Source organism: Flavivirga jejuensis (assembly GCF_030540765.1).
Taxonomy (GTDB): Bacteria; Bacteroidota; Bacteroidia; order Flavobacteriales; family Flavobacteriaceae; genus Flavivirga; species Flavivirga jejuensis.
In genome coordinates, this window is record NZ_JAUOEL010000009.1 from 48,134 (window position 1) to 68,945 (window position 20,812).

A 20,812-nucleotide genomic window follows, 5' to 3' on the forward strand; every position below is an offset into this window, starting at 1 on the left:
ATGACACTTACGCAATGGTTTATATTCATACTGATTATTCAAGTAATACATGGTCTAGGTACATGGAAGCTATACACAAAAGCTGGTAGACAAGCTTGGGAAGCTTTTATTCCTATTTATAATGGCATTGTTTTAATGAAGATTATAAACCGTCCATGGTGGTGGGTTATCTTATTATTTTTACCCATTGTAAACCTAATCATGTTTCCTGTTGTTTGGGTAGAAACTTCCAGAAGTTTTGGTAAAAACATGCCTGTAGATACTTTTTTAGCCGTTGCAACACTTGGTTTTTACAACTATTATTTAAACTACGTCACAGACGTTAACTATATTGAAAATAGAAGTTTACAACCAAAAACATCTGGAGGAGATTGGGTAAGTTCTATTTTATTTGCTATCGTTGCAGCTACCATTGTTCATACGTATTTCATACAACCCTTTACAATACCATCATCATCATTAGAAAAATCTTTATTAGTTGGCGATTTCCTTTTTGTAAGTAAATTTCATTATGGTGCTAGAGTACCTATGACGACTGTTGGAGCCCCTATGGTGCATGATACCATTCCTAAATTAGGAACAAAATCATACTTATTTAATGATAATTTTGAAGAAAGAAAAACCTCTTGGATAAACAAACTTCAATTACCTTATTTAAGATTTCCTGGTTTTGAAAAAATAGACAGGAATGAAATTGTCGTTTTTAATCAGCCAGCAGATACTTTGCTGAATATGAATGATTTTCATCCAGACAGAAACTATTACAAACCTATTGATAAGAAAACCAATTTAGTAAAACGATGTGTTGCCATTGCAGGAGATTCGTTAGAAATTCGAAACGGCTATGTATATATAAACGGAAAACAAAATGTACTCCCAGATAGAGCACATTTACAATTTAGTTATTATGTACAACCAAAAACGAATCAATTTAATCCAGAATATCTAAAAGAACGTTATGATATAACGGATGGTTTTGGAATCATGAACCAACAAAATACTTACTATTTTTCAGCTATTTCAGATGAAGCCTTAGCGAAGTTTAAAAACCATCCAAATGTTGCTAACATAACACCTGTAAAGAAAGAAAAAGGAGTAAGAGATCCAGCTATTTTTCCACATGATCCAAACTATAATTGGAACGTTGATTTCTTTGGTCCTTTATATATCCCCGAAGCAGGAAAGACGATTGATATAAATTTAGACGTTCTACCATTATACAAACGTGTAATAACAGAATACGAAGGTAACACACTACAAGTAAAAGGAAATCAGATTTTAATTAACGGTAAAGTTACTAGCACCTATACCTTCAAACAAAATTATTATTGGATGATGGGTGATAACCGTCATAATTCAATCGATGCACGCGCATGGGGATTTGTTCCTTTCGATCATGTAGTAGGTAAACCCGTGTTTATTTGGATGAGTTGGGATGGTCTAAAAAATCCTCGTTGGGAACGTTTCTTTACAACTGTAAGCGGTAGCGGTAAAGCAACTTCTTTTTTAATTCCATTTCTTGTTTTATTATTTGGGTGGATTGGATTTAACAAATGGAGAGCAGGTAAAAAAGCTAACAGTTAATACGTTTTGTCATTCCTGCCTTTCGCCGTCTTTACTCAAGATAAACTACAGCAGGAATAATAATTCATTATGAACATAATTATCCATCCAACATACTTCCCCAATATCGCTCACTTTGTAGTGTTAGTAAAAGCGAAAAAAGTTGTATTTGAAACAGATGATAATTTTTTAAAGCAAACCTATAGAAATCGCACCTATGTTTACGGTGCTAACGGTAAACTTACTTTAAACATTCCAGTAATTCATTCACAAAAAAACCGTCAAAAATATCGAGATGTGAAAATTTTTAATGAGGAAAAATGGCAAAACCTCCATTGGAAATCATTGCTTTCTGCATACAGAACATCACCTTTTTTTGAATATTACGAAGATGATCTTCAACCTTTATTTAATACAAAAAGTGACTATATTTTAGACTTCAACTTTAAATGTCTTGAAGTGATTTATGATTGCTTACAATTAGAATTAAATACTACAAAATCTGAAACGTATCAAAAAACAGTTGAAAACAAAACGGACTTCAGGCATTTAGTAAATGCAAAAAAAGAACCATTAAAACATTTTACCCCCTATACTCAAGTATTTAGTAACAAACATGGTTTTATATCGAACCTAAGTATTTTAGATTTACTTTTTAATGAAGGCCCAAACGCTTTAAATTATTTAGAGTCTCAAACTATAATAACACAATAATGCTACAAACTAGTGTTCATTATGGATGTCATATTTTCATACCATTATTAGTTGCCTTAATTTGGTATAAATCACATTGGAAATTAGCTTTTCTAATTATGTTTTCTGGTATGTTGATCGATTTAGATCACTTACTTGCAAATCCAATTTTTGACCCCAACAGATGTAGCATTAATTTTCATCCACTTCACTCCTATTATGCCTTAGTTTTATACCTGATTCTTTTATTCCCAAAAAAAACACGGCTATTTGGTTTAGGCTTAATAATACATATTATTGCAGATGTGGTAGATTGTTCTTTTATGTAAGCTTATATTTTGTGTCGGGTTAATCACAGCTTGAAAGTAGCGAATACTAATATTAGTGGATGTTATACCAATTATCACTCAAAATAGGCATGTTGCTAAATCGAATTCACAATAAATTACGATTTACGAATTCTAAAAATTCAATTAAACTGCTATAGACCAATTACTACAACTGAACACTAAGCACTGAATACTGAATACCGAATACTGAATACTGAATACTGAATACCGAATACTGAGCACTGAACACTGAATACTGAACACTGAACACTGAGACTAAAAACTAAGGCTTCAAACTAAGAGTTGCCATAATGGGGTAATGATCAGAATAATGAGCATCATAGGTCTTAAAACCATTTACAGGAAAGGTTTCATCTGCAAAAATAAAATCAATTCGTATTGGAAAAAACTTAAAATCGTAAGTACGTCCAAATCCATTTCCATTTTCTATATACGTATCATTTAGATCGCCTTTAATTTTCCTGTACACATACGAAAATGCCGTATTATTAAAATCGCCACAAATAACCATTTTATGTGTGCATTCGTTTTTATGTATTAAAAATAATTCTGCTTGAAACTGTTGCATTTTAAATGTCGAACCAATACGATTAAAAAGACGTTCGGAATCTTCATTTTTAAGAGTTTCAACATTAGTATTTATACGTAACGATTCTAAATGGATATTATAGACCCTAATCGTATCCACGCCTTTTAAAACATCGGCAAAAATAGCATTGTTACCTGTGTCAGGAAATTCAATAGATCCCGAATTTACTATAGGATATTGCGAAAAAATGGCTTGTCCGTATTTTGTTTTTTTTCCAGAAAGCTTCTCATATTTATACTTAAAAAAAGAAAGGTCAATATTTTCATGAGGATGGTATTCTTGAACACTTAAAATCTCTGGCGACTCTGTTTTAATAAAATCGACAATTTTATTTTCCATATTCTTTTCAGGAATCCAATCGTATAGATTAAACAATCTAACATTGTAATTCATAACCTTTATATTATCTGGGCTTTCTATCTTTTTTGAAGAAGAAAACTTATATAAAGAACCAAAAGAAATATATCCAAGAAAAAGTACAAAGAGCGATACCATTAATTGTCTTTTAAGCTTTACTAACCAATATAAAAAGAACAATACATTAACTAATATTAAAAACGAAACACCTAAATTAAGGACAGATAGTATAGAAAATGTTTTAGGCGGTAAAAACGGTAAGGCAAATGAAAACAGGAGCAATAATGCTACAATCACATTTATTAAATAGATGATTTTATTTATAAAACTTAATTTTTTCATAGTGCTACTTAAAGACCATATACCTAAAACGACATTTTATTTCAATTTTTCGCAATTAGTCTTACGTAAATATGATACAACTCCCACTAGAGAGTGCATAGCATATTTAATAAATTAATTTTGTTCTGGATTAAACTATCAAATCAATTAACCCCAATAAATATTTAAAGCTACAGATGCTAAATATTTTAATAATTGAAAAGGTAAATTATAAATCTCTTATTGTAAGAAATTTTCGATTAATGAATGCATTTTGTCCCCCAAATACATAATTACTTATTACTCCGTTTTTTGTTATTTTTCTTAAAGGTTATTTCCCTGCTCTAAACAAAAACTCTTTTTCTTCTGCTGTTAAACTATCGTAACCACTTTTACTGATTTTATCTAAAATAATGTCTATTTTCTTTTGATTATTAAACTCTTTAAAATCGGATTTAGTATATCCTCCAACTTTCGATTTATTTTTATGAACTGTTTTTAATGGTCCTTTTTTTGATGGCTTGAAAAACCTAAAAACGGCATCCATCAACCCCTCAAAACCTCTACCTATATCATTTCCTTTCGACAATTGTTTTGCGTAAAAATAACCTAATAATACGCCTCCCAAATGTGCCAAATAGCCACCAGAGTTACCATTTGGGTTGTTAATTCCGGAAAATACGCCAATCAGATCAATTATAACAATAGCCACTCCAACATACCACAATTTTAAATTGAATGTAAAAAAGCGTAATTCTTGATTCGGCATGTAAGCACAAAGAAAAATTAACAAAGCCCTTACTGCAGCTGAAGCTCCTAATAATCGTGAATTTGTCCCAAACACATTAGGAAACATGGTATAACATAACATATACAATAAACCTCCTGCCATAGCACCTAAAAAATAAATATTTAGTGCCATTTTAGGACTGAATAGGTTTAAAAACATACGTCCTATAAAATACAACCAAAGCATATTAAAAAAAAGATGCCCTATAAAATCGTAATGTAAGAAAGCATAGGTTATAATGGTCCATGGTTTAACTATAAAATCGGAAAAATCACTTGGTAATTCAAACCAACTTAAACTAGTTCTTTCAGGAAGGTTTAATGTTTTGGTAAGCACATAACCTATAACAAAAACAACAACGTTAATAGCTATAATTTTCTCTAGTACATTAAGCCTAGACAATTTATCTTTTATATCTTGAGAAAGCGATGTCATTAATTCCAACGGTTTCTATTAAACTGTGTTCTTTTCCAATACCACATAATTAAAAAGCCTGTTAATGCACCCCCAACATGCGCAAAGTGAGCGGTATTACTTGGGCTAAAAAAGGATTGCCCTGTAATACCAGAAACTAAATCCAAAATAATAATCCCTGGAATAAAATATTTAGCTTTAATAGGTATTGGTAAAAATATCATCATAAGTTCCGCATTAGGGTTCATCATGCCAAATGCTGCTAAAATACCCATAATACACCCAGACGCACCTACCATGGATGCATAATAGATCTCGTTAAATTCTTGACCGATAGCAGTGAACATTTTACCGTCTTTAAAAGTTTCAATAATTTGGTCTTCAGTTATTCCAAGACTTAAAGCTTGAGCTTCCATAGGTAAATATTGAAAATAGTAATATCCAACCTGTAAAGCCACAGCTCCTAATCCTGCTGACATATAAATAAACAAGAATCGTTTTGAACCTAAAACCTGTTCAACAGGAGTGCCAAACATCCACAAAGCAAACATATTAAACAAAATATGTGTAATGCTTAAATTATTTAAATTCGCTCCTCCATGCATAAACATATGCGTAATTATTTGCCAAGGTTGAAACGCTTCATTCTTTGGAAAATGCATAGCAAACCAATCGTAAAACAAAACTCCCTCTCCAATAAACATGGTACCTATAAACATAATCACGTTAATGATTAATAAATGCTTAACGGTTTCTGATATCCTCATCATAATCTAAATAAATTTTTTATCTAACTCATCAACACTTAAAGTAATAAATGTTGATCGGTTAGTAGGTGAAATATTTGGTTCTTTACAAGCAAATAGCTTATTTACCAAATGTTCTTGTTCATCTTTCTGTAACGATTGTCCTGTTTTAATAGCTAAACTTTTCGCCATTGATTTTGCTAACAAATCGGTGGCACTAAAATTACTTTCTGGCACCTCATTTTCTACATCACTAATTAACTGCTCTAAAATAATAGACACTTCACTTTCTGGAACCGACACTGGAACGCCTGTTATTTCAAGAGACGCATCCTTGATGTTTGAAAATACAAATCCCGTATTTTCTAAATCATCTTTTAATTGCTCTACAATAGCAATTTCTTGTGTTGAAAAATGCAATTGAAGCGGAAATAATAATTGCTGACTTACCGCTTCTTTAACCGTCATATTTTTAAGAAGCTCTTCATATAGAATACGTTGGTGAGCGCGATGTTGATCTATAACCAACATCCCAGATTTAATGGTACTTACAATATATTTATTATGGAGTTGGTATGTCGTATTTGCTTTTTCTATTTGCTTGTCATCGTCAAAAATAGAAGGTGTAGACTCTTCACTTTCAAAATGCACTTCACTAAAATCTTGCTGAGTTTTAGTCCCTTTAGACTCTAGTCCGACATATAAACCTTCCCAATTTGCAGCAGGTTCTTTTTTATAAGTCACCTCTGTCGCAGCTCTCGATTTTGTTTCTTCTTGAAACGGATTAAAGCTCCTATCTACTTCTACTTTAGGTGTACTCGTATCACTATTTTTAAAACTGTATGGTGTATCAAGATTTGGATCACGTTCAAAATCTAATACAGGAGCTATATTAAATTGCCCTAAACTATGTTTTACTGCCGAACGTAACAAGGCATACAAAGTATGCTCATCATCAAACTTAATCTCTGTTTTTGTTGGATGTATATTAATATCGATAGTCTGCGGATCTACCGTTAAGTTTAAAAAATAACTTGGATGTGTACCACTTTTTAATAAACCATCAAATGCCGAGGAAATGGCATGATTTAAATAAGCACTTTTAATAAAGCGATCGTTTACAAAAAAATACTGCTCGCCTCTGGTTTTCTTAGCAAATTCAGGTTTACCAACAAATCCCGAAATTTTAAGAACTTCGGTATCTTCCTCAACAGGCACCAGTTTTTCATTGGTTTTATTTCCAAAAATATTTACAATACGTTGTCTGTAATTACTAACTGGTAAATTAAACGATTCGCTTCCATTATTATATAAAGCAAAACTAATATTAGGATGTGCTAATGCTACACGATAGAATTCATCAATAACATGGCGTAATTCAACTGTATTCGATTTTAAAAAATTACGTCGTGCAGGAATGTTAAAAAAAAGGTTTTTCACAGAAATAGATGTGCCTTTGGGTGTTACAATCACTTCTTGCGATGTCACATGGCTACCTTCTACGACGATGCTATTACCAACATCATCTTGTTCTTGCTTCGTTTTTAACTCTACATGCGCAATAGCAGCTATACTCGCCAAAGCTTCACCTCGAAAACCTTTAGTATGCAATTGAAATAAATCATCGGCAGTACGAATTTTAGACGTAGCATGACGCTCGAAACTTAAACGAGCATCGGTAGTACTCATCCCCTTTCCATCATCAATAACTTGTACTAATGTTTTCCCTGCGTCTTTTATAATAAGCTTAATAGTCGAAGCTCCCGCATCAATAGCGTTTTCAAGTAACTCCTTAACCACAGATGCTGGACGTTGCACAACCTCTCCAGCCGCTATTTGATTAGCTACATGATCGGGTAAAAGCTGTATAATGTCTGCCATGTATTATTTAGAAAAGAATATAGATAAATCGAAATCGATGATAAAAAGAAATATTAAAATAAGAATACCAACAATTATTAAAACACGTCTGTTTACCTGCCTGTCCGGATTATTTTTTAAATCATCTAAAGCATTATTAAATTTTGTTTTCAAACCTTTATTACTACCAATTGTCGTTCTGTGCTCATCAAATTTATGCTTAATTTCAAAAGGATTCCCTGCCCCTTTATCATCAAAATAACGTGGTGTGTAATTAAACTTTTTGTTTTTCCGCAATTTTAAAATTCCCATAATTTCTAAGTTTTAATATTAATTGAATTTCGAATCCAAGATATACATACAAATCAATAATAATACCAAAACCAAAATTAGCGTCTTAATAGACATACCGCCTTTTACTTTACGTTTAGTATCTCTAACACTTTTCCATTTCGAAATGAAATCTGTCTCTTCAGGCGTGTCTGAATTAGAATCTATGTTATTTTCATTAGAAAATCTAGATTGATAATTGAAGGTTTTATTTTTGCGTTGCTTAAACAAAGTATATGAATGCTTATAGTTCAAAAGTACTTAAAAATAAGGACAAAACAGAAGTTGAAGTGCCAAAAATTGTTAACAAAACAAAAACAAAGTTTGAAGGTTGAAGTGCGAAGTTAGAAGTATAAAACGAATAGCCGAAAATCACATGTTAAACATTTTCTTACATAGATAATATCGCAAAGACGCAAAGCCACAAAGAAAATCACCTACCAAACACTGAACACTGAACACTGAACACTGAACACTGAATACTGAATACTAAACTAACTATTCCTGCGTAATTCGGCCATTTTAATAGCAGCAATAGCAGCTTCCGTACCTTTATTGCCATGCTTACCTCCAGAACGATCTATAGCTTGTTGCATATCATTATCTGTAAGAACACAGAAAATTACTGGAGTTTCATGCATCACATTTAAGTCTTTAATGCCTTGAGACACCGCTTCACAAACAAAATCGAAATGTTTTGTTTCTCCTTGAATAACACTACCTATAGCAATCACGGCATTTACCTTTTGCTCCTGCATTTTTTTACTTCCGTAAATAAGCTCAAAGCTTCCAGGAACTTCCCAACGAATTATATTATTTGGTAAAACACCATGTGTAATCAAAGTGTCATAGGCGCCTTGATACAAACCTTCGGTAACCGTATCATTCCATTCTGAAACAACAATCCCAAACCGAAATTTATTCGCGTTTGGGATTGTTGTTTTATCGTAATCGGATAAATTTTTATTTGCCGTAGCCATGTTATTTATTTGCCAGTACTTGAGCCTTACCTACAAAAACGTCTACTTTAGAAGCCTCAGTTGCATTAGGGTAATCGGCTTTTATTCTTTCAAAATAGGCTAATGCTTTATCTGCTTCCCCTAAATCTAAAGCAATTGCTCCCGCTTTAAATAAATACATAGGTGTAGTGTATTCATTATTACGCATTTCTAGAGCTTGCTCATAATATCCTAAAGCCTCCTCTGGTTGGTTTAATTGCACAAAAGCATCACCAATATTCCCTTTAGCAATAGGTCCTAATATTTCGTCGTCACTTTTAAAATTTTCTAAATGCTCAACTGCTTTTTTGTAATCTTTTAATCTCAAATAAGCGGTGCCCGCATAATAACTAGCTAGATTAGCCGATGGTGTACCACTATATTCTTCAATAATATCCAGCATCCCAAATTTTCCTTCTCCTCCTTTTAAAGCCAAATTATATAATGAATCTTTTTCAACACCAGTAACGGCTTGGTCAAAATATTTTTGTGCCTGAAACATATCGTTCATAGCAGATATTTGCTTAGGTTTTGCTATAAATTCCTTATATCCTAAAGAACCTAAAACAATAACGGCAACAAGACCTATGATTACAAAAATGTATTTTTGATTCTTTTGAACAAATTCTTCAGTTTTCGAAGCCGTTTCATCAAGCGTATTAAAAACCTCCGCGGTTGTAGAGTCTGCTTCTATATTCTGTTCTTTCTCTACTTTATTTTTTGGTTTGTATCCCCTTTTATTATAAGTTGCCATGTATTCTTTCAGTATTAATGCGTCGCAAAAATATAATTTTTCTTCATAACTAAAAGGGTATTTATTTGATATTTTTCAATAATTTGCACTTCTTTTTAAAGAGTTTAGCAACTAATAGCCTTTAAGTCGCTTATTATATGATTTTAAAATCACTTTCATTATTAAATTATAAAAATTTTGACAGTAAATCGTTTACTTTCAATGATAAAATAAACTGCATTGTTGGCAATAATGGTATTGGAAAAACCAATGTACTCGATGCTATTTATCATTTGTCCTTTGGAAAAAGTTATTTTAATCCAGTGGCAACTCAAAATATAAAGCATAATGAGGAGTTTTTTGTTGTAAATGGCGATTATGAAAAAGACAATAAAACCGAAAAAATAGTTATTAGCTTAAAGCGAGGTCAGAAAAAAGTTATTAAACGCAATGCTAAGGCCTATGAGAAGTTTAGCGAACACATTGGCTTTTTACCTTTAGTTATTATTTCGCCTGCCGATAGAGATTTAATTATTGAAGGTAGCACCACCCGACGAAAATTTATAGACAGTGTTATTTCTCAAAGCGACAAAAACTATTTAAGTCATTTAATAAACTACAATAAAATATTGGCACAGCGCAATGCCCTACTTAAATATTTTGCTTTAAACCACACCTTTAATAAAGACACTTTAGAGGTTTATAACAGTCAGTTAACAGATTTTGGAACGCGTATTTTTGAAAAGCGAGATACGTTCTTAAAAGAGTTTATTCCAATTTTTAAAGCACGTTACGAAGCTATTAGTAATGGTAACGAAGCAGTGAACCTAATATATGATAGTGATTTATTTGACGGCACTTTGGAAACACTTTTACAAAACGTTATTAATAAAGATAAAGCGTTGCAGTACACAAGTGTAGGCATTCATAAAGATGATTTACATTTTAATATTGAAGGACATCCTATTAAAAAATTCGGAAGTCAAGGTCAGCAAAAATCGTTTTTAATCGCTTTAAAGCTGGCACAGTTTGACTTTATAAAAGCTCAAAGTGGCGTAAACCCTATTTTATTACTTGATGATATTTTTGATAAGCTAGATGAACATCGCGTAGCTCAAATTATTAAATTAGTAGATGATGAAAATTTCGGACAATTATTTATAAGTGATACTCATGCCAAACGAACAGAAGCAGCCGTAAAACAAGTACATCAATCTTATGAGATTTTTAAGTTATGAATCTTGAAGAACATTACAACGACCTTTACTCAAGATCAATTAAAAAAATTTCATCAGACCAATATGAGATTGACCATTTAATAAACGCATCGACAGATAACAGGTTTGGAATCACCCTTTTAATAAGACCTCCTATTGAAGTTAAAAATGAGATTCAAAAATTTATAAATGCCCTTAAAATAATAGAGCCCAATCAATATTATTATAAAAATTCAGACATACACATTACAATCATGTCTATAATATCTTGTTACAATGGCTTTAACCTAAATGATATTGACATATCAAAATATATTGAATTAATTAAAGAAAGTCTAATAGACATTTCTAATTTAAAAATTAAATTAAAAGGCGTTACAGCGTCACCATCTTGTTTGATGATTCAGGGTTTTATGAGCGACGAATCGTTAAATTCAATAAGAAATAATTTAAGAGACAAATTTAAAAACTCTAACTTACAACAGAGTATCGATAAACGGTATTCAATTCAGACAGCTCATAGTACTGTGGTGCGCTTTACAGAAAAGTTAAATCAAAAATTAAAATTTTTAGAAACTATTAAAGCATACAAAACATACGACTTTGGCACTTTTAACGTAAAAACTATTGAGCTAGTATACAACGATTGGTATCAAAAAGAAAAATATGTAACGAATTTATTTGAATTTGACGTTTAAAATAATATAATACAGTTTAAATTTACCTATGGCAAAACGAAACAACGAACATTTAAGTATTCAAGACGCATTAAAGGAGTTTGTAGAGACCAATAAACTAGAAAAAGGCTTAGACAAAGTGAATGTAGCAGACGCTTGGGCAAGCTTAATGGGTAATGGTGTGAATAATTATACAGCATCGGTAAATTTAGAGAGACAAACACTTTATGTACAGTTAACGTCTAGTGTTCTTAGAGAAGAATTAAGTTATGGCAAGCAAAAAATAATTAACATGCTTAACGAGGAGTTAGGAAAAGAAATTATTAAAAAACTGGTGCTCCGATAATTACGCAATCTAATTTTATATAAAAATTTCACATAATATAAAAAAGGTGTTGTTTTTTATATTATATTTGTTACCTAAATTTTTATAACATAACATAATGAGTAAAGGTACCGTAAAATTTTTCAATGATTCTAAAGGTTTTGGATTCATCGTTGAAGACGACAACAACAAAGAACATTTCGTACACATTTCAGGACTTATCGATGAAATTCGTGAAGGTGATGCCGTAGAATTCGATCTACAAGAAGGTAGAAAAGGATTAAACGCCGTAAACGTAAAAGTAATCTAAAGATATATACTTTATACAATTACAATTAAAAAGTCTATCATTTATTTGATAGACTTTTTTTTGTTTTTTACTTAAAAACAAAAATAGCTGAGAAATAAATGATTTATAAGGTTATTTGGTAGTATCTTTGTGTTATTATAACTAATTCAATATTAAAGATTATGAGTAAAGGTACCGTAAAATTCTTCAATGACTCTAAAGGTTTTGGATTCATTATTGAAGATGACAATAACAAAGAACATTTCGTACACATTTCAGGACTTATCGATGAAATTCGTGAAGGTGACGCTGTAGAATTCGATTTACAAGAAGGTAAAAAAGGATTAAACGCCGTAAACGTAAAAGTAATCTAAAGATATATACTTTAACAATTACAATTATAAGTCTATCATTTATTTGATAGACTTTTTTTGTGCATTAACTTTAATTAACTTTATATCAATCCAATTTTAAATTATGAAGTGATTTTATAGGTTGCTATACAAAATGCACACGCTTTAAAACAAAAGAGACCGTCTAAAAAGTGATAAATTTTATCATTCACTTTTTAGACAGTCTTTTTATATTTAAATAGATATCTTTTGCTTAAATATCTATAAGACTTAAAACATCTCTCTACCAGAAAAATGAAAAGCTCCCTCTATAGCAGCATTATCATCACTATCACTACCATGAACAGCGTTTTCACCAATTGAAGCTGCATACAGTTTACGAATAGTACCTTCTGCTGCATCTGCAGGATTTGTAGCTCCAATTAAGGCTCTAAAATCTTCAACAGCATTATCTTTTTCTAAAATAGCCGCAACAATAGGACCACGAGTCATATATTCAACTAACTCTCCAAAAAATGGACGCTCATTATGGATTGCGTAAAACGCTTCAGCGTCTGCTTTTGTCATTTGGGTTAATTTCATTGCTACGATTCTAAATCCTGAAGCTGAAATTTTTTCTAAAATTGCACCTATGTGTCCTTTTTCGACAGCATCTGGCTTAAGCATTGTAAATGTTCTATTTGTCGCCATTATTTCATTTTAAATTCCCTGCAAAAGTAATCTATTTCTAATAAAAAGCAAGTCTAAACAATTATAAAAAATTGTATCTTCGTCCACTATGAATAGACAAGATACCGAAAGCATAAAACAACTATTATCTACTAAAAAAAAGATTGTCATTGTACCACACAAAAATCCAGATGGAGATGCTATTGGATCGACACTTGGGTTATACCATTATCTTATAAAAAGCAATCATCAAGTAAATGTTTTGGTTCCTAATGATTATCCAACCTTTCTAAAATGGATTCCAGGAAATGATACCATATTAAAACATGATTCTAAAACTAAAGAATGCAACGCTTTAATTGAAGATGCAGATATCATATTTACTTTAGATTTTAATGCTTTTCATAGAACTGGTAACATGGAATCGATATTATCTGAAAGTGATGCCATAAAAATCATGATTGACCATCATCAAATGCCTGATGATTATGCTACTTATATGTTTAGCGATGTTAGTATGAGTTCCACTTGCGAAATGGTATATCATTTTATTGATATGTTAGGTGACGCAAACCTAATAGATGCTGATATTTCAACGTGTTTATATGTTGGTATCATGACAGATACTGGCTCATTCAGATTTTTATCTACTACCAGTAGAACGCATCAAATAGTAGCCCAACTTATTGAAAAAGGAGCTAATAATACAGAAATTCATAATAATGTTTATGACACTAATAGCTATAATCGTTTGCAACTCCTGGGATGTGCTTTAAGAAACTTAAAAGTTATTCCTGAATCGAGAGCAGCCTATATAACACTTTCTCAAGAAGAATTACATAAGTATGATTATAAAAAAGGAGATACCGAAGGTGTTGTAAATTATGCTTTATCATTAAAAAACACCATCCTGGCTGCTATTTTTATTGAAGATAAACAAGAAGGTATTATAAAAATATCACTACGCTCAAAAGGACATTTTTCTGTTAACGAATTATCCAGAGCGCATTTTTGTGGCGGGGGTCATACCAACGCTGCTGGTGGAAAAAGCTATTTATCACTAAAGGATACTGTCGCTAAATTTATTAGTATATTGCCTAGTTATAATAAAGCCCTAAATAATGAATAAACTATTAATTTTAACCATTGTTTTACTAGCAATGAATTGTAAAACTCCCGACGCACGAAAACCTGTTTCTGTAAAAACGGGATCTTTCATTGATGCTTCTGTAGAACGTAATAAAAGACTCAATGCTCAAGAGCAAGCTTCCATAGAAAAAATTATACAAGAGCAAGGTAATAACTATATAGCTTCAAAGAGTGGCTTCTGGTATTATTACAATAATAAAATAGAAGCAGATACTTTAAAAACACCGCTTTTTGGAGATATTATAAATTATAATTACAATGTGAAAGCATTAAATGGCGTTTTAATATATTCAAAAGAAGTTATTAAAACGCAAACCTATGCGATGGATAAAGAAGAACTATTTACAGGTTTACGTGAAGGTTTAAAACTCATGAAAATTGGTGAAACAGTTACGTTTATTTTCCCATCGCAAAAAGCATATGGTTATTATGGAGACGAAAACAAAATAGACCGTAATACGCCTATAATTTGTGAAGTCACAGTAAATTCAATTACCCAAAATCAAACTAATTAAAATGAATCTTTTTAAAAACGTTATCAAAATTCCATTAATCACTCTTTTAATCGCTTTAGTTTCATGTAAAGCTCAATATCCAGATCTTGAAGATGGACTATATGCTGAAATTATTACCACTGAAGGTATTATGGTTGCGAAATTAGAACATACAAAAGCCCCCGTAACTGTTGCTAATTTTGTCTCATTAGCAGAAGGTACCAATACTATGGTAGACAGTGCTTATTTAGGAAAGAAATTTTATAATGGACTTATCTTCCACCGCGTTATTAATGAATTCATGATTCAAGGAGGCGACCCTACTGGCTCTGGTGGAGGAAATCCTGGTTATAAATTCATGGATGAGTTTCATCCAGATTTAAAACATGATAAACCTGGAATTTTATCTATGGCTAACTCCGGACGTAACACTAACGGAAGCCAATTCTTCATTACAGAAGTCCCAAAACCTTTCTTAGATAATGGCTATAATGTTTTTGGTGAATTAGTTATTGGTATAAATGTACAAGACAGTATTTCTAATGTAAAAACAGCATCTGGAGATAGGCCTGTAGAAGACGTTGTTATTACAGAATTAAACATTATTAGAAAAGGTAAAGAAGCCAAATCTTTTGATGCTCCAAACACATTTAATAATCATTTTGCTGAAGCAGAACGTAAAGAAAAAGAAAAGTTAGCTAAAGCAGAAGCCATTATAAAAGCTTCAAAAGAAAAATTTAACGAACAACAAGCTAAAGCTATTACGTTACCTTCTGGTTTACAATATTATGTTACAGAAAAAGGTACTGGGGAAAAACTACCAGAAGATGCTACAGTACTTACGCATTTCGCAGTATATTTTGAAAACGGAAAATTGCTTCAAACCAGTAAATTAGAAACTGCTGAAGCTCTTGATGCTGTAAATGAAAAACTTAAAGCGGCAGGCAAATACCAGCCCATAACAGCAGACATTGGTCCAGATGCTAGTATGATTCCTGGTTTTAAAGAAGGGTTACAACAATTAAGCATAGGAGATAAAGCAACCTTATTTATTCCATATCATTTAGCTTACGGTGAAGCTGGAAGCAGAGGTATTCCTGGTAAATCTAATATCATTTTTGAAGTCGAAATTCTAGAACTTTTAAAGTAAAAACAAAAACGTATGCATGTATTAAAATTTGATTGGAATCCTGTAACTGGGATTGATATCGTTGGAAATTTCAAATTGCACTTCTACAGCCTTATGTGGGTGATAGCCTTTATAATAGGCTGGTATATTATGAAACGTATTTTTACTAAAGAAAAAATATCTTTAGAGTATCTAGACCCTTTATTTATTTACACCGTATTAGCAACCATGCTAGGCGCACGTTTGGGGCATGTTTTATTTTATCAATCGGAATTAATATCGCAAGACTTTTTTAGCATTTTTCTGCCATTCAAATTTAAAGGTGGTTTTGAATTTACTGGTTTTCAAGGATTGGCAAGCCATGGTGCTGCTATTGGTATTATAATAGGTATGTATTTATATCGTAAAAAATATAACTATAAATCGTTATTATGGGTCTTAGATCGTGTTGTTATATCGGTGGCTTCAGGAGCCATTTTCATCAGAATTGGGAATTTTATTAATTCTGAAATTATTGGAAAAGTTACCAACTCTAATCTGGGAGTTCGTTTTATTCAAGATGAATACTATAAAGGACAAATTACACAACTTACTGGCATTAAAGACACCCAAAAAGCATATAATGCGGTAACCGATAACCCTCAATTTGCTGAATTATTAGATAAGGTACCATACAGGCATCCTTCTCAGTTATATGAATCTTTCTGCTATATTTTTGTCTTTTTAATTCTATGGTATTTCTATTCAAAAACTAAAAAAAGTGAGCAAACTGGGTTTCTATTTGGTTTATTTTTAATCTTATTATGGACCATTCGTTTCTTTGTTGAGTTTACAAAAGAACCGCAAGGTGAAGAATATATTAATTGGGCTAATTTGAATACTGGACAATGGCTTAGCATTCCATTTATTCTTATAGGTTTATATTTTATGTTTGTTTATAAATCAAAAACAACCGTTAAATAAGATGTTTTTCAAACGTTTCCCTTTAGTAACTTTTATAATTTCAAGTGGTTTAATTTTAAACATGTCGTCTTGTAAAGAAAATAATAAAGTAATAAAGCAAACCGAAATTGCTTTTAAAAAAGAAGGGGAACTCACTATCTTTAAATCTGTTGATTCTACACAAGTTAAACTCGATATTGAAATAGCCGACACCGATTTCGATATCCAAACAGGGTTAATGTATAGAGATTCTATGGAAACAAAACAAGGTATGCTATTTGTGTTTGAGGATGCTAGGGAACGTTTCTTCTATATGAAAAACACCAAAATACCTTTAGACTTAATTTATATAAACGAAAACAAAAGCATAGTGAGCTTTCAGAAAAATGCGAAACCACTTGATGAAAGCTCTTTACCTTCTAATTTTCCTGCAAAATATGTATTAGAAATTAATGCGAGTTTAGTTGATGCTTGGTCACTTTCGGTTGGTGATAGTATTAGTTTTACTGAACACTAATTGGTTATTTCACAGATTCCTCAGAGAAAAAAATTAACTGTTACTGAACACTCAACGCTGATTGGTTATTTCGCTGAGCTTCTCGGAGTTTACGCAGAGTTACGCGGAGAAAAATTAATTGTTACTGAACACTCAGCACTGATTAGTTATTTCGCTGAGCTTCTCGGAGTTTACACAGAGTTACGCGGAGAAAAATTAACTATTACTGAACACTCAACGCTGATTAGTTATTTCGCTGAGCTTCTCGGAGTTTGCGCAGAGTTTCGCAGAGAAAAATTAACTATTACTGAACACCCAACCACTGATTAGTTATTTCGCTGAGCTCCTCGGAGTTTACGCAGAGTTGCGCAGAGAAAAATCAACTATTACTGAACACTCAACACTGAACACTGGGTTATTTCACAGAGCACCTCGGAGTTTGCACTGAGTTTCGCAGAGAAAAATTAACATTACGAGCACTGAACACTGAACACTAATACCTCTAACTCAAACTAGCCAAACTTGCTTTAAGTGTTTCAATTTTCGCTAAGGCATCTGCTTCTTTTTTCTTTTCACTAGCAACCACTTGTTCTGGCGCACCAGCAACAAAACGTTCGTTAGAGAGTTTCTTTTGTACCGATTTCAAAAAGCCCTCTGTATAATTTAATTCTTCTGTTAATTTTTTAAGTTCCGCTTCAACATCAATACTACCAGCCATAGGTATGAAATACTCATTAGATTTTACTCTAAAGGTTAAAGCTCCATCAACAGCATCAGATACATAATCGATGGTTTCTAAATTTCCTAACTTAGAAATAATACTGTCAAATGTTGTATTAGTATTTTCGTTATTAATGACCGAAAACCCAATAGCATCCTTAAAAGCTATATTCTTTTGTTTTCTAATATTTCTAATTCCAGAAATAACCTCCGAAGTAAATTCAAATTCATTAATTAAAGCCTCATTAACGGGCTTAGAATCTGGCCATTTAGATACAATTAAAGCTTCTTCTGGAGTTCTCTCAGCCATATAATGCCAAATATCTTCTGTTAAAAATGGCATAAAAGGGTGTACAATTTTTAAATTATCTTCAAAAATAGCAATAACACTTTTTAAAGTTTTAGCATCAATAGGTTGTTGGTATGCTGGCTTAATCATTTCTAAGAACCAACCACAAAAATCATCAAAAATAAGCTTATAAATAGCCATTAATGCATCACTCAGTCTATACTTACTAAAATGGTCTTCAATCTCAATTAAAGCTTTCTGAAATTTAGATTCATACCAATCGATAGCAATTTTACTTGACTCTGGTTGTTCTATATTTTCATCAACTTCCCATCCATCAACCAAACGATACGCATTCCAAATTTTGTTCCCAAAACCTTTCCCTTGTTGGCAAAGTGACTCGTCAAACATTAAATCGTTTCCAGCCGCGGAACTTAATAACAGCCCAACACGAACACCACCAGCACCATACGTTTCAATAAGCTTTAAAGCATCTGGCGAGTTACCAAGTTGTTTAGACATCTTACGACGTTGCTTATCTCTAACTAATCCTGTTAAGTATACATTGTTAAACGGTTTCTCTCCCCTATACTCATATCCTGAGATAATCATACGTGCTACCCAAAAGAATAAAATATCTGGACCTGTTATCAAATCGTTTGTTGGGTAATAGTATTCAATATCTTTATTTTCAGGATTTCTTATCCCATCAAAAACACTTATTGGCCATAACCATGAGCTAAACCAAGTATCTAAAGCATCTGTTTCTTGTCTTAAATTTGAAGCTTGAAGCTCGAAATTTGAAGTCTTCTCCTGTGCTAATTTTAAAGCATCTTCTATCGTTTCTGCTACAACAAAATCTTCTTTTCCATCACCGTAGAAATAAGCTGGAATTTGCTGTCCCCAAAGTAATTGACGTGAAATATTCCAATCTCGAATATTCTCCATCCAATGACGGTAGGTGTTTTCGAATTTCTTAGGAAATAAATTGATCTCAGCATCTTCACCTAAAACCGCTTTAATCGCTGGTTTTACCAATTCTTCCATTTTTAAAAACCACTGATCACTTAAACGTGGTTCTATAACAGCTTTTGTTCTTTCGGAAGTTCCTACTTTATTAATATGAGTTTCAGTTTTTACTAAAACACCCGTTTCCTCTAATTCTTTAACAACCGATTTTCTAGCTACAAAACGATCTTGACCTTCAAAATGCAGTCCAAAACTATTTAAAGACGCATCATCATTAAAGATATCTATAACCTCTAACTTATGCTTATCACCTAAATTCTTATCGTTTTCATCGTGTGCAGGCGTTACTTTAAGACAACCTGTACCAAATTCAACATCTACATAATCATCCTCAATAATAGGAACAACGCGATTACATATTGGCACTATAGCTTTTTTTCCTCGTAAATGTTGAAACCTCTCATCATTAGGATTAATACAAATAGCTGTATCTCCAAAAATAGTTTCTGGACGTGTTGTAGCTATAGTTAAGTATTCCTCCCCTAACCCCTCTGAAGGAAGAGCATTCTTACTTGTTCCCTTTCCTTCGGAGAGGGTTGGGCTGAGGATTTTGTATTTAAGATAATACAAATTCCCTTGCCGTTCTTCATGAATTACTTCTTCATCAGATAAAGTTGTTTTCGCCTCAGGATCCCAGTTTACCATGCGATATCCACGATAAATTAAGCCTTTATTAAACAAATCTACAAACACCTTAATGACACCTTCATTCATAGCATCATCCATCGTAAACTTGGTCCGTTCCCAATCACAAGAACACCCTAATTTTTTAAGCTGCTCTAAAATAACACCTCCATACTCATGAGTCCAATCCCAGGCATGCTTTAAAAATTCTTCGCGAGACAAATCATTTTTATTAATACCCTGCTCTTTTAATTTAGCAACGACTTTGGCCTCGGTAGCAATAGACGCATGATCTGTACCTGGCACCCAACAAGCATTTTTACCTTGTAATCGTGCACGACGTATTAATACATCTTGAATCGTATTATTAAGCATATGCCCCATATGTAAAACTCCTGTTACATTTGGTGGAGGTATCACAATTGTATAAGGCTCTCTTTCATCTGGCTCTGAATGAAAATAATTGTGTTTCATCCAGTAATCATACCACTTATTTTCTACCTGACTAGCCTCATATTTTGAAGGTATTTGCATACTTTGGAATAGTTTTTGAACATTAGCCTGTAAAAGTACTTATATTTCTTTTTCTGTGAAATGCGCATAGCCATAAATTTTATTAATAAATGAAATTTTAATATGTAAATGACGTTAGATAGTAAAAAAATG

The 20,812-nt window shown here is 32.2% G+C and carries 23 protein-coding genes; 14 read left to right on the top strand and 9 right to left on the bottom strand.

Translation table 11 applies throughout. The features are described from left to right. The 3 genes from lepB (at position 1) to Q4Q40_RS21210 (ending at position 2,585) form a co-directional block, all read left to right on the top strand. Complete coding sequence (lepB, locus tag Q4Q40_RS21200) at positions 1 to 1,584, top strand: signal peptidase I (protein WP_303304046.1); 1,584 nt, start codon at positions 1 to 3, stop codon at positions 1,582 to 1,584. 69 nt (positions 1,585 to 1,653) lie between these two features. Beyond that, positions 1,654 to 2,277, top strand: coding sequence for a WbqC family protein (locus Q4Q40_RS21205; RefSeq protein WP_303304047.1), 624 nt, complete (start codon positions 1,654 to 1,656; stop codon positions 2,275 to 2,277). Beyond that, positions 2,277 to 2,585, top strand: coding sequence for a DUF6122 family protein (locus Q4Q40_RS21210; RefSeq protein WP_303304048.1), 309 nt, complete (start codon positions 2,277 to 2,279; stop codon positions 2,583 to 2,585). Before Q4Q40_RS21205 ends, Q4Q40_RS21210 begins: the two co-directional genes overlap by 1 nt. A 283-nt stretch (positions 2,586 to 2,868) precedes the next feature. On the opposite strand, the gene Q4Q40_RS21215 is transcribed toward Q4Q40_RS21210, so the two are convergent. The 7 genes from Q4Q40_RS21215 to Q4Q40_RS21245 form a co-directional block, all read right to left on the bottom strand. Further along, on the bottom strand, positions 2,869 to 3,894 hold the full coding sequence (locus Q4Q40_RS21215) for an endonuclease/exonuclease/phosphatase family protein (protein WP_303304049.1): 1,026 nt from the start codon (positions 3,892 to 3,894) through the stop codon (positions 2,869 to 2,871). A 310-nt stretch (positions 3,895 to 4,204) separates the two neighbouring features. Then, positions 4,205 to 5,098 carry a rhomboid family intramembrane serine protease gene (locus Q4Q40_RS21220; protein WP_303304050.1) on the bottom strand — a complete coding sequence of 298 codons (894 nt, stop codon included), beginning with the start codon at positions 5,096 to 5,098 and terminating at the stop codon, positions 4,205 to 4,207. Beyond that, entirely contained in the window at positions 5,098 to 5,847 is a 750-nt protein-coding gene (locus tag Q4Q40_RS21225; RefSeq protein ID WP_303304051.1) for a rhomboid family intramembrane serine protease, read from the bottom strand. The genes Q4Q40_RS21220 and Q4Q40_RS21225 overlap by 1 nt, the downstream gene beginning before the upstream one ends. A gap of 3 nt (positions 5,848 to 5,850) precedes the next feature. Continuing rightward, on the bottom strand, positions 5,851 to 7,704 hold the full coding sequence (mutL, locus tag Q4Q40_RS21230) for a DNA mismatch repair endonuclease MutL (protein WP_303304052.1): 1,854 nt from the start codon (positions 7,702 to 7,704) through the stop codon (positions 5,851 to 5,853). A 3-nt stretch (positions 7,705 to 7,707) separates the two neighbouring features. Further along, a complete protein-coding gene (locus tag Q4Q40_RS21235) occupies positions 7,708 to 7,995 on the bottom strand; it encodes a riboflavin synthase subunit beta (RefSeq protein ID WP_303304053.1) in 288 nt (95 codons plus the stop codon). 512 nt (positions 7,996 to 8,507) lie between these two features. Further along, on the bottom strand, positions 8,508 to 8,993 hold the full coding sequence (gene ribH / locus Q4Q40_RS21240; RefSeq protein ID WP_303304054.1) for a 6,7-dimethyl-8-ribityllumazine synthase: 486 nt from the start codon (positions 8,991 to 8,993) through the stop codon (positions 8,508 to 8,510). Between the two features lies 1 nt (position 8,994). Next, on the bottom strand, positions 8,995 to 9,765 hold the full coding sequence (locus Q4Q40_RS21245; protein WP_303304055.1) for a tetratricopeptide repeat protein: 771 nt from the start codon (positions 9,763 to 9,765) through the stop codon (positions 8,995 to 8,997). Positions 9,766 to 9,902: 137 nt separating this feature from the next. On the opposite strand from Q4Q40_RS21245, the gene recF reads away from it, so the two are divergent. The 5 genes from recF (at position 9,903) to Q4Q40_RS21270 (ending at position 12,626) form a co-directional block, all read left to right on the top strand. Beyond that, the gene (gene recF, locus Q4Q40_RS21250) at positions 9,903 to 10,982 is read left to right on the top strand and encodes a DNA replication/repair protein RecF (protein WP_303304056.1); all 1,080 of its coding nucleotides are present in this window, start codon (positions 9,903 to 9,905) and stop codon (positions 10,980 to 10,982) included. Further along, a complete protein-coding gene (locus Q4Q40_RS21255) occupies positions 10,979 to 11,659 on the top strand; it encodes a 2'-5' RNA ligase family protein (protein WP_303304057.1) in 681 nt (226 codons plus the stop codon). The genes recF and Q4Q40_RS21255 overlap by 4 nt, the downstream gene beginning before the upstream one ends. 28 nt (positions 11,660 to 11,687) lie before the next feature. Continuing rightward, complete coding sequence (locus Q4Q40_RS21260; protein ID WP_303304058.1) at positions 11,688 to 11,984, top strand: DciA family protein; 297 nt, start codon at positions 11,688 to 11,690, stop codon at positions 11,982 to 11,984. Between the two features lie 97 nt (positions 11,985 to 12,081). Then, the gene (locus tag Q4Q40_RS21265) at positions 12,082 to 12,273 is read left to right on the top strand and encodes a cold-shock protein (protein WP_042242688.1); all 192 of its coding nucleotides are present in this window, start codon (positions 12,082 to 12,084) and stop codon (positions 12,271 to 12,273) included. A gap of 161 nt (positions 12,274 to 12,434) precedes the next feature. Then, positions 12,435 to 12,626: a cold-shock protein gene (locus tag Q4Q40_RS21270; RefSeq protein WP_303304059.1), complete on the top strand. Its 192-nt coding sequence runs from the start codon at positions 12,435 to 12,437 to the stop codon at positions 12,624 to 12,626. Positions 12,627 to 12,875: 249 nt separating this feature from the next. On the opposite strand, the gene Q4Q40_RS21275 is transcribed toward Q4Q40_RS21270, so the two are convergent. Then, entirely contained in the window at positions 12,876 to 13,295 is a 420-nt protein-coding gene (locus tag Q4Q40_RS21275) for a nucleoside-diphosphate kinase (protein ID WP_303304060.1), read from the bottom strand. Positions 13,296 to 13,383: 88 nt separating this feature from the next. Between Q4Q40_RS21275 and Q4Q40_RS21280 the strand changes: the two genes are divergently transcribed. The 6 genes from Q4Q40_RS21280 to Q4Q40_RS21305 all read left to right on the top strand — a co-directional run bounded on the left by Q4Q40_RS21280 (position 13,384) and on the right by Q4Q40_RS21305 (position 17,814). After that, complete coding sequence (locus Q4Q40_RS21280; RefSeq protein ID WP_303304061.1) at positions 13,384 to 14,403, top strand: DHH family phosphoesterase; 1,020 nt, start codon at positions 13,384 to 13,386, stop codon at positions 14,401 to 14,403. Continuing rightward, positions 14,396 to 14,938: a gliding motility-associated peptidyl-prolyl isomerase GldI gene (gldI, locus tag Q4Q40_RS21285; RefSeq protein ID WP_303304062.1), complete on the top strand. Its 543-nt coding sequence runs from the start codon at positions 14,396 to 14,398 to the stop codon at positions 14,936 to 14,938. Before Q4Q40_RS21280 ends, gldI begins: the two co-directional genes overlap by 8 nt. A 1-nt stretch (position 14,939) precedes the next feature. Then, positions 14,940 to 16,067, top strand: coding sequence for a peptidylprolyl isomerase (locus tag Q4Q40_RS21290; protein ID WP_303304063.1), 1,128 nt, complete (start codon positions 14,940 to 14,942; stop codon positions 16,065 to 16,067). A gap of 12 nt (positions 16,068 to 16,079) precedes the next feature. Further along, on the top strand, positions 16,080 to 17,009 hold the full coding sequence (gene lgt / locus Q4Q40_RS21295; RefSeq protein WP_303304064.1) for a prolipoprotein diacylglyceryl transferase: 930 nt from the start codon (positions 16,080 to 16,082) through the stop codon (positions 17,007 to 17,009). A gap of 61 nt (positions 17,010 to 17,070) precedes the next feature. Next, entirely contained in the window at positions 17,071 to 17,505 is a 435-nt protein-coding gene (locus tag Q4Q40_RS21300) for a DUF192 domain-containing protein (RefSeq protein WP_303304065.1), read from the top strand. Further along, positions 17,506 to 17,814: a hypothetical protein gene (locus Q4Q40_RS21305; RefSeq protein WP_303304066.1), complete on the top strand. Its 309-nt coding sequence runs from the start codon at positions 17,506 to 17,508 to the stop codon at positions 17,812 to 17,814. 172 nt (positions 17,815 to 17,986) lie between these two features. Here Q4Q40_RS21305 and Q4Q40_RS21310 read toward each other — a convergent pair whose 3' ends face one another. Then, positions 17,987 to 20,680: a valine--tRNA ligase gene (locus Q4Q40_RS21310; protein WP_303304067.1), complete on the bottom strand. Its 2,694-nt coding sequence runs from the start codon at positions 20,678 to 20,680 to the stop codon at positions 17,987 to 17,989. Positions 20,681 to 20,812 lie beyond the last annotated feature (132 nt).

What these genes read in the sequence shown, in the direction of transcription:
- lepB (WP_303304046.1), top strand. Translation starts at nt 1, where the DNA reads ATGACACTTACGCAATGGTTTATATTCATACTGATTATTCAAGTAATA.
- Q4Q40_RS21205 (WP_303304047.1), top strand. Translation starts at nt 1,654, where the DNA reads ATGAACATAATTATCCATCCAACATACTTCCCCAATATCGCTCACTTT.
- Q4Q40_RS21210 (WP_303304048.1), top strand. Translation starts at nt 2,277, where the DNA reads ATGCTACAAACTAGTGTTCATTATGGATGTCATATTTTCATACCATTA.
- Q4Q40_RS21215 (WP_303304049.1), bottom strand. Translation starts at nt 3,894, where the DNA reads ATGAAAAAATTAAGTTTTATAAATAAAATCATCTATTTAATAAATGTG.
- Q4Q40_RS21220 (WP_303304050.1), bottom strand. Translation starts at nt 5,098, where the DNA reads ATGACATCGCTTTCTCAAGATATAAAAGATAAATTGTCTAGGCTTAAT.
- Q4Q40_RS21225 (WP_303304051.1), bottom strand. Translation starts at nt 5,847, where the DNA reads ATGATGAGGATATCAGAAACCGTTAAGCATTTATTAATCATTAACGTG.
- mutL (WP_303304052.1), bottom strand. Translation starts at nt 7,704, where the DNA reads ATGGCAGACATTATACAGCTTTTACCCGATCATGTAGCTAATCAAATA.
- Q4Q40_RS21235 (WP_303304053.1), bottom strand. Translation starts at nt 7,995, where the DNA reads ATGGGAATTTTAAAATTGCGGAAAAACAAAAAGTTTAATTACACACCA.
- ribH (WP_303304054.1), bottom strand. Translation starts at nt 8,993, where the DNA reads ATGGCTACGGCAAATAAAAATTTATCCGATTACGATAAAACAACAATC.
- Q4Q40_RS21245 (WP_303304055.1), bottom strand. Translation starts at nt 9,765, where the DNA reads ATGGCAACTTATAATAAAAGGGGATACAAACCAAAAAATAAAGTAGAG.
- recF (WP_303304056.1), top strand. Translation starts at nt 9,903, where the DNA reads ATGATTTTAAAATCACTTTCATTATTAAATTATAAAAATTTTGACAGT.
- Q4Q40_RS21255 (WP_303304057.1), top strand. Translation starts at nt 10,979, where the DNA reads ATGAATCTTGAAGAACATTACAACGACCTTTACTCAAGATCAATTAAA.
- Q4Q40_RS21260 (WP_303304058.1), top strand. Translation starts at nt 11,688, where the DNA reads ATGGCAAAACGAAACAACGAACATTTAAGTATTCAAGACGCATTAAAG.
- Q4Q40_RS21265 (WP_042242688.1), top strand. Translation starts at nt 12,082, where the DNA reads ATGAGTAAAGGTACCGTAAAATTTTTCAATGATTCTAAAGGTTTTGGA.
- Q4Q40_RS21270 (WP_303304059.1), top strand. Translation starts at nt 12,435, where the DNA reads ATGAGTAAAGGTACCGTAAAATTCTTCAATGACTCTAAAGGTTTTGGA.
- Q4Q40_RS21275 (WP_303304060.1), bottom strand. Translation starts at nt 13,295, where the DNA reads ATGGCGACAAATAGAACATTTACAATGCTTAAGCCAGATGCTGTCGAA.
- Q4Q40_RS21280 (WP_303304061.1), top strand. Translation starts at nt 13,384, where the DNA reads ATGAATAGACAAGATACCGAAAGCATAAAACAACTATTATCTACTAAA.
- gldI (WP_303304062.1), top strand. Translation starts at nt 14,396, where the DNA reads ATGAATAAACTATTAATTTTAACCATTGTTTTACTAGCAATGAATTGT.
- Q4Q40_RS21290 (WP_303304063.1), top strand. Translation starts at nt 14,940, where the DNA reads ATGAATCTTTTTAAAAACGTTATCAAAATTCCATTAATCACTCTTTTA.
- lgt (WP_303304064.1), top strand. Translation starts at nt 16,080, where the DNA reads ATGCATGTATTAAAATTTGATTGGAATCCTGTAACTGGGATTGATATC.
- Q4Q40_RS21300 (WP_303304065.1), top strand. Translation starts at nt 17,071, where the DNA reads ATGTCGTCTTGTAAAGAAAATAATAAAGTAATAAAGCAAACCGAAATT.
- Q4Q40_RS21310 (WP_303304067.1), bottom strand. Translation starts at nt 20,680, where the DNA reads ATGCAAATACCTTCAAAATATGAGGCTAGTCAGGTAGAAAATAAGTGG.